Source organism: Elioraea sp. (genome assembly GCF_051860475.1).
GTDB lineage: Bacteria > Pseudomonadota > Alphaproteobacteria > Acetobacterales > Acetobacteraceae > Elioraea.
Genome location: NZ_JBHYDW010000187.1, coordinates 1 through 7,061 on the forward strand (window position 1 = coordinate 1; position 7,061 = coordinate 7,061).

General features: G+C 70.0%; 8 protein-coding genes. 1 reads left to right on the forward strand and 7 read right to left on the reverse strand.

Features of this window, described 5'->3' with window-relative positions:
• The 4 genes from ACTIFU_RS21425 to ACTIFU_RS21440 all read right to left on the reverse strand — a co-directional run.
• The coding region (locus ACTIFU_RS21425; protein WP_439580357.1) for a tripartite tricarboxylate transporter permease at positions 1-1,160 on the reverse strand (1,160 nt) is incomplete at its 3' end.
• A gap of 5 nt (positions 1,161-1,165) precedes the next feature.
• Positions 1,166-1,630 (reverse strand): tripartite tricarboxylate transporter TctB family protein, encoded by a 465-nt coding sequence (locus ACTIFU_RS21430; protein ID WP_439580358.1) that lies wholly within the window; start codon positions 1,628-1,630, stop codon positions 1,166-1,168.
• Complete coding sequence (locus ACTIFU_RS21435; protein WP_439580359.1) at positions 1,627-2,583, reverse strand: Bug family tripartite tricarboxylate transporter substrate binding protein; 957 nt, start codon at positions 2,581-2,583, stop codon at positions 1,627-1,629. Before ACTIFU_RS21435 ends, ACTIFU_RS21430 begins: the two co-directional genes overlap by 4 nt.
• A gap of 32 nt (positions 2,584-2,615) precedes the next feature.
• Entirely contained in the window at positions 2,616-3,392 is a 777-nt protein-coding gene (locus ACTIFU_RS21440) for a class II aldolase/adducin family protein (RefSeq protein ID WP_439580360.1), read from the reverse strand.
• A gap of 181 nt (positions 3,393-3,573) precedes the next feature.
• On the opposite strand from ACTIFU_RS21440, the gene ACTIFU_RS21445 reads away from it, so the two are divergent.
• The gene (locus tag ACTIFU_RS21445; protein ID WP_439580361.1) at positions 3,574-4,617 is read left to right on the forward strand and encodes a LacI family DNA-binding transcriptional regulator; all 1,044 of its coding nucleotides are present in this window, start codon (positions 3,574-3,576) and stop codon (positions 4,615-4,617) included.
• 19 nt (positions 4,618-4,636) lie between these two features.
• Here the strand turns inward: ACTIFU_RS21445 and ACTIFU_RS21450 are convergent, their stop codons facing one another.
• From ACTIFU_RS21450 to ACTIFU_RS21460, 3 genes are all read right to left on the reverse strand, one after another.
• Positions 4,637-5,422 (reverse strand): DUF3489 domain-containing protein, encoded by a 786-nt coding sequence (locus ACTIFU_RS21450; protein WP_439580362.1) that lies wholly within the window; start codon positions 5,420-5,422, stop codon positions 4,637-4,639.
• A gap of 101 nt (positions 5,423-5,523) precedes the next feature.
• Positions 5,524-5,760, reverse strand: coding sequence for a hypothetical protein (locus tag ACTIFU_RS21455; RefSeq protein ID WP_439580363.1), 237 nt, complete (start codon positions 5,758-5,760; stop codon positions 5,524-5,526).
• 103 nt (positions 5,761-5,863) lie between these two features.
• A partial coding sequence (locus ACTIFU_RS21460; protein ID WP_439580364.1) for a site-specific DNA-methyltransferase occupies positions 5,864-7,061 on the reverse strand: 1,198 nt, incomplete at its 5' end.

A 7,061-nucleotide genomic window follows, 5' to 3' on the forward strand; every position in this document is an offset into this window, starting at 1 on the left:
ATTGCCACAAACAGCGGCAGTAGCGGCACGTTCAGGATGACAAGGAGCGCGTTGCCCACCAGCATGCTCGCCACCACGCCCCAGAACAGATCGGGGCGCGTGGCGATCAGCCCGGGGCCGACCGGGATGCCATGAATGAGGAGCGCGCCGAGGATCACGCCGAGTACCACGTTGGAGGGGATGCCGAGCGAGAGCAGCGGCACGAAGGTGGATTGCGCGGCGGCGTTGTTCGCGGTCTCGGGCCCGGCGACGCCCTCGATCGCGCCGTGTCCGAAGCGCTCCGGCGTGCGCGAGATGCGCTTCTCCATTACATAGGACGCGAAGGAGGCCAGCATGGCGCCGCCGCCGGGCAGCAGGCCGAGGCAGAAGCCGAGCACCGTGCCGCGCCCAATCGGGCCGGCGCTGGCCCGCCAATCGGCGCGGGAAGGCAGCAGGTCGCGGATGCCGCGCGGCTGGGCGCGGAAGCTGCCGCCGCGGACCTCGCGCTCGACGAGCACCAGCACCTGGCCGACGCCGAACAGGCCCATCGCCAGCGTCACGATGGAGACGCCGTCCTCGAGATACATGCTGCCGAAGGTATAGCGCTCGGACCCGCCCATCATGTCGCGCCCGACTGTGCTGGCGAGGAAGCCGAGGCCGATCATCACCAGCGCGCGCGCCAGCGACTGCTCGGTGGAGACTTGTGTGATCAGCACAATGCCGAGCAGCATCAGCGCTGCATACTCGGCCGGCCCGAAGCGGTTCGCGATGTCGGCCACGGCGGGCCCGACGGCGGCGATGCCGAAGGCCGTCGCAATACCGGCGATGAAGGAGCCGAAGGCAGAGATGCCGAGCGCCGGGCCTGCCCGCCCGAGCCGCGCCATCGCGTGGCCGTCCATGCATGTGACGATGGAGGCGGCCTCACCAGGGATGCGGAACAGGATCGCGGTGATCGAGCCGCCATACATCGCCCCGTAGTAGATGCCGGCCAGCATGATGATCGAGCCGGTGGGATCGAGCCGGAAAGTCACCGGCAGCAGCAGCGAGATCGTCGCCGTAGGCCCGAGGCCCGGTAGCACGCCGACGGCGGTGCCGACAAAGACCCCGATCAGGCAGTAGACGAGGTTCGCAGGGGCCGTCGCCACCGCCAGCCCCTGAAGCAGTCCGTCGAACATCTCCATCGCGGTCAGAACCAGGCCGGGGCGGGCAGCGGAACCTCCAGCATGCGGACGAAGAGCAGTTCTGTCGCCGCGACCGCGCCGGCCGCAACGGCCACCGCACCTGGCAGCCCGAGGCCGCCCACGAGCGTCAGCGCGAACAACGCGACACCGCTGGCGGCCGCATAGCCGATCGGTTCAAACAGCAGGCCCCAGGCCACCACGATCGCCATCGTCGCGACCAGCCGCAGCGGCGTCGGCCGGCCCTCGGCATCCGTTTCGGTCGCTGCCGGCGCAGGCATGGGCGCGGGGCGTCGGAGCTCGGCTAGGACCGCCATCCCAGCGACGACGCTCAGTCCGCTAGCCATGAGAGGAAACAGGCCGGGCCCTGGCTCGCCATCGCTCCAGAGCCCGTATTGCGCGGCCCGGAACGCCGCCGCCGTGGCCAGCAGCAGCGTGGCCGCGAGGACCGACCAGCCCGCCGCGCGGCTCAAGGCATCTGCCGGAGCGCCTCGCCGATCGCCACGAAATCGCGCAGCGCGTCGGCGCGGAAGGTCTCGCCGGACGCGAAGCTTGGGATCATCTTGAGGCGCGCGATAAGGTCGCGCATGCGCTGCGCCTCGGTCGCCTCGCGCACCAGCGTTTCCCAGCGCTCCACGATCGCCGGGGGAAGGTTCGCCGGACCGCCGATGCCGTAGAAGATGGCGGGGCTAACCGGGTAGCCCAGTTCGCGGAAGGTCGGCGCCTCGGGGGCAACCGGCAGGCGCTCCGGCCCGGTCTCGGCGAGGATGCGGATCTCACCCGCGTCGAACAGCACCGCGTAATCGCTCTGCGCTACCATGTCGATGTGGCGGCCGCGGAAGGCGGTGATCGCCTCCGGCCCACTGTTGAAGGGGACATGCACGGCGCGGACGCCTTCCTGGCGGAACGCCATTTCGATCACGACATGCGCGCCGCCGCGTGCCGCAATGGCGGTGTAGCGCAGCCGGCCGGGATTGGCGCGCGCCCAGGCGATCAGGTCCTGGTAGGTGCGCCAGGGACTGTTGGTGGCGACCGCAATGGGCTGCGGCGCGAGCAGGTAGCGGGCGATAAAGGTCAGGTCGCGCGTCGGGTCGTAGCCGGCATCGGCGACCGCGTGCGGCCGCACGAGAACCGGGCTCGCGGTCAGCGCGCCGAGCGTGTAGCCGTCCGGCGTGGCGCGGGCGAGCTGCAGCGTCATCAGGCCGCCGCCGGCGCCGGGCCGGTTCTCCACCAGCACGCGCTGGCCGAGCTTCTCGCTAGCGAAATCGGCGATCACCCGCGTGGTCACATCGGTGGCGCCGCCGGCGGCGAAGGGGACGAGGATGGTCACCGGCCGGGACGGATAGGCCTGCGCGACAGCGGGTGTGGCGAGGGCAGCGGAGGCGGCGCTGAGCAGGCTGCGGCGCGGGAAGGATGGTCCGGTCACGGCGGTCTCTCCCTTGGCGGCCTAGCCGCGGATCAGTTGCGGAAACCAGGATCGAGGCGGTCCGCCAACCGCAGGAAGGCCGGCCATTCATGGGCCGAGAGCGGATAGGCGTGGGTCTTCCACGTCGTCGTCATCAACTCGATCACCTGCGGCGTCGGCGGACGCAGCGCCTGGCCCATGGAACGGACATCGATCTGCACTCGGCAGAGGAGCTCCAGGTAGTACATGCGGCTGAACGCGGCTCCAACGGTCTCGCCCAGCGTGACGAGCCCGTGATTGCGGAGGATCAACACGTTCTTCGCGCCGAGCGTCGCGGTGATGCGCTCGCCCTCGTCGCGGTGGCGGAAGTCGCCTTCGTAGTCGTGGTAGGCGACATCGCCATGGAAGCGCATGCCAGTGTGGTTGGCGGTGAGGAAGCCCTCCTCCAGCATGGACACCGCAAGCCCGGCTCGCGTGTGCATGTGGATGGTGGACTGGACCTCGGGGCGCGCCTGATAGAGCGCGCTGTGCAGCAGCACGGCGAAGCGGCTGATCGGCAGCTCTGGATGCGAGCCGTTCTCCAAAACATTCCCGTTGAAATCCACGCGGGCGAGGCTCGACGCGGTGACCTCGTGGAACCAGAGGCCGTGCGGTGCAATGAGGAACTGGTCGGTGGTGCCCGGCGCGCGGGCGGTGACATGCGAATAAATCAGGTCGTCAAGCCCGTAGTGCGCGCAGAGCCGGTAGGCGGCGGCGAGATCGGCGCGCACGTCGGGTTCCTGCGTGGGCGTCGCCTCCGCCTGCCGCGCAACCCGGAATGCCTTGTTCATTGGATCGCTCTCCACCGCCGGGCAGGCTGGGCGTGCATGACTGGCATACCTGCGCGACGGCCTGGACGGCGCTTTGAATACGTATGTGAGGTTAGCCTAGAAGTTGGACTTTCCCAGCGTCAAGCCTTATCTCGGCTTTCGCCCCACACGTCGCTGCGCCGGCAGGATATACGATATTTGCATGGCCGATCGTAAACGGACCCGCGCCGCCACTTCGGTGGATGTCGCTCGCGCGGCCGGCGTATCACAATCGGTGGTTTCCCGAGCTTTCTCCCTGGCACCCGGCGTTTCCCCGGCGACGCGGGAGCGCATTCAACAGGCAGCGGCCAAGCTCGGCTACCGACACAACCAGCTGGCGAGAGGGTTGATTACCCGGCGCTCCAACCTGCTCGCGCTGGTGGCGGGGGCGCTTTCCAATCCGCTGCACCTCAATCTTATCCAGTCGCTGAGTCGCTTGGCGCAAGCACGCGGCCACCGCGTGCTGCTGGTCACGGCGCCGGACGAGAAGGACATGGATGGCGCGATTGACGATGTGCTGGCCTACATGCCGGTAGGTATCGTCGCCATGGCCGGCACGCCGGGCGCGGCACAGGTCGGAGAATGCGCGCGGCTCAACCTGCCGCTCGTCCTTGTTGGGCGCGATCCGGGCGCGAGCCTCGCCTCCTCCGTCTGCTGCGACAACGAGGCCGCGGCCCGGCGGGTCGCGGTTGCCCTGCTCGCCGCCGGCCATCGGCGATTCGCCTTCCTGTCGAGCCGCGAGGCCGAAACCGCCTTCAGCATGGCGCGTGAGCGAGGCTTCTGTGCCACGGCTGTCGCGGCGGGTTGCCCGGCGCCGGTCGTTGTCAACGGCGGCAGCAGCTATGCCGGCGGCTACGCCGCGGCCGGCGCGCTGTTGGGGTGTGGCAGCCCGCCGGACGCCGTGTTCTGCGCCGGCGATGCAATCGCCCTTGGCTTCATGGATGCTGTTCGCCGCGACGCGGGGCTTTTGATCCCAGATCGGATCTCCGTTGTCGGCTTTGATGACATGCCGATGGCGTCTTGGACAAGCTATGAACTCACCACCGTTCGGCAGCGGATCGAGGCGATGGCGGACGCGGCCATTGACCTCTTGCTTTTGGAGGACGCCAATGATTGGGGCCGGCCGACGAAGCGCCTAGTGCCGGGAGACCTCATCATCCGCCGCTCGGCGCGGATCGCTCTGTCCTCCGTAGAAGGCACCCGGTGAGCCACTTGCGCCCACAGTGTCAGAGACGGTTTGCCCCCGGTTCCCTTTCCTCCAGCACCTCGACGGTGATGCCCTTGCGCTTCAGTCCGGCGAGGAAGCCGCGCACGGTGTGCGACTGCCAGCCGGTGGCGTCGATGATCTGGGCGATCGTCGCACCCTCGGGACGGCGCAGCAGGGCGAGCACCGCCTCCTGCTTCGTGCCCTCCCGCGGCTTGCGCGGCGCGCCGGGCTCGCGGCGGGCATGCGTGCTGCCGGCGAGTGCCGTGCGGAGCCCATCGATCGCCTCCGTCAGGCCGTAGCGCTGGTTCTCCTCGTCGTCCCAAGCGTCGAGCACCGCCTGCGCGGCGGCGCGCAGGCCGGCCCGCGTTGGCGCCGTCGTGGCCGCGGGGCGCGCCGTCTCGTCTGCCGCGGGGGTGGTCGCGGCGGGGGCGTCCTCCGCGCCCGTGGGCGCCGTGTGGACGTCGTCTGGCGGGTTGTTGTCCGGACCATCGATCAGGAACGGATCGACCCCGGCGCGCACGTCCTTCGGCAGATCCTCGTCGTAGGGAGACTCGTCATCGACGCCGATCGCCGCAAGTCCGGACGGCGTGATCGCGTACTCGGTCATGCCGAGTTCCGTCTTCGCCTTCAGCACCTCGGGGTCCGGCGACACGCCGGTCAACTCGGCGAGCAGGCCGCGCTTCACCAGCGCGGCACACACCTTCTGCAGCGACGCGCCGGGCAGCCGCTTGTGCTTCGTCACCAGCTTGTCCTCGCGCGCGGCGGCGGCGCTCAGGACCATCAGGTGGGTATCAGTGAGGGTCATTGATCGGGGCTCCTGTTCGGGGAGCGGCCCTGTGCCGCCCCCTACTGCCCCGAGCCCCGCGGACCAGAGGCCCGTCGGGGCGGTGGGCGAGGAGGCGCGCGCTACGCGGCGTATTCGCCGCGGCGGTGGTAGGCGTCGGTGATGTGGCGGAGGCGGGCGTTCCAGTCCTTCAGCATCTCGGCGTGCTCCCAGAGCACCGCCTCGGGGTCGGCGCCGAAGTGGTCCGCGCCCATCTGCTGGAGCTCCGCCACCAGGGCATCGAACTCCGCCTTCGCGGCCATGAAGGCCTCCAGGCTCCGCTGCTGGTTGGCGGCGGCGCGGGCTTCGGTCCGGGGCATCGTCATCTCCGTCTGGCGGGGGCCAATCCCCTGCGCGTGACGGACCATTCGCGCTGTGCCGCGCGTGAGCCAAGCGGACGGCGCGATCCGATGATTGCGATGATCAGGCCGTGTTGATCACATCATGATCGTTGCCGCGCATGGCCGCGACGTCGGAAAAGACCCGGTCCTCCCCCGCCAGCACGGCAGCCTCGCCCGTCACCTCCTGCCAGCGCTCCACCGTGACGTCGCAGTAGCCGGGGTCGATCTCCATCGCGAAGCAGGCCCGCCCGATCGTCTCGGCGGCGATGATGGTGCTGCCGCTGCCGCAGAACGGCTCGTACACCGCGTCCCCCGGCCGGGTGTTGTTCAGCATCGGTCGGCGCATGCAGTCCACCGGCTTCTGCGTGCCGTGCACGGTGGCGAGATCCTCGGCGCCATTGCCGATCGACCACAGCGTGGTCTGGTCGCGCGCGCCCTGCCAGTGGCCGGTCGCACCCTTGCGCACCGCGTAGAGGCACGGCTCGTGCTGCCAGTGGTAGTCGCCGCGACCGAGCACCAGGCGCGGCTTGGCCCAGACGATCTGGCTGCGGATCGCGAAACCCGCGGCCTCGAGGCTCTCGATCACGGTGCGCGCGTGCACGCCCGCGTGCCACACATACGTGACGTCGCCGGGGAACAGCGACCAGGCCTCGCGCCAATCGGCGCGGTCGTCGTTGGCGACACGGCCGGTGCGCAGCGTTGCCGACACACCCGCCTCGTTCCGCCAGGACGGGTCGTACTCCACCCCGTAGGGCGGGTCCGTGACCATCAGGTGCGGCTGCACGCCGGCCAGCAGACGTGCGACGTCGCCGGCATTGGTGGCATCGCCGCACAGCAGTCGATGCCGCCCGAGCAACCAGAGATCGCCGGGACGCGTCACCGGCTCGGTCGGCGGCTCCGGCGCGGGCGCATCGAGGTCGTCCTGCGCGAGGTCGCCCCCGGTCTCCGATGCCAGGTTGGCGAGCAGCCGGTCGAGCTCGATGCCGGAGAAGCCGAGCACGTCGAGATCGACCACCGCCTCGTCCCGGATGCGCGCGATCTCGGCGGCGAGCAGCGCTTCGTCCCAGCCGGAGTTGAGCGCGATCTGGTTGTCGGCGAGCCGGAGCGCGCGCGCCTGTGCGGGCGAGAGATGCCCGAGCCGCAGCGCCGGCACGGTGGTAAGGCCAAGCTGGCGCGCCGCCATCACCCGGCCGTGGCCGGCGATCAGCACGCCCTCGGCATCGACCAGCACCGGATTGACGAAGCCGAACTCCGCGATCGAGGCGGCGATCTGCGCCACC

Excerpts from the sequence above, each read along its gene's own strand:
- ACTIFU_RS21450 (WP_439580362.1), bottom strand. The coding sequence starts at position 5,422 with ATGACCCTCACTGATACCCACCTGATGGTCCTGAGCGCCGCCGCCGCG.
- ACTIFU_RS21455 (WP_439580363.1), bottom strand. The coding sequence starts at position 5,760 with ATGCCCCGGACCGAAGCCCGCGCCGCCGCCAACCAGCAGCGGAGCCTG.
- ACTIFU_RS21445 (WP_439580361.1), top strand. The coding sequence starts at position 3,574 with ATGGCCGATCGTAAACGGACCCGCGCCGCCACTTCGGTGGATGTCGCT.
- ACTIFU_RS21440 (WP_439580360.1), bottom strand. The coding sequence starts at position 3,392 with ATGAACAAGGCATTCCGGGTTGCGCGGCAGGCGGAGGCGACGCCCACG.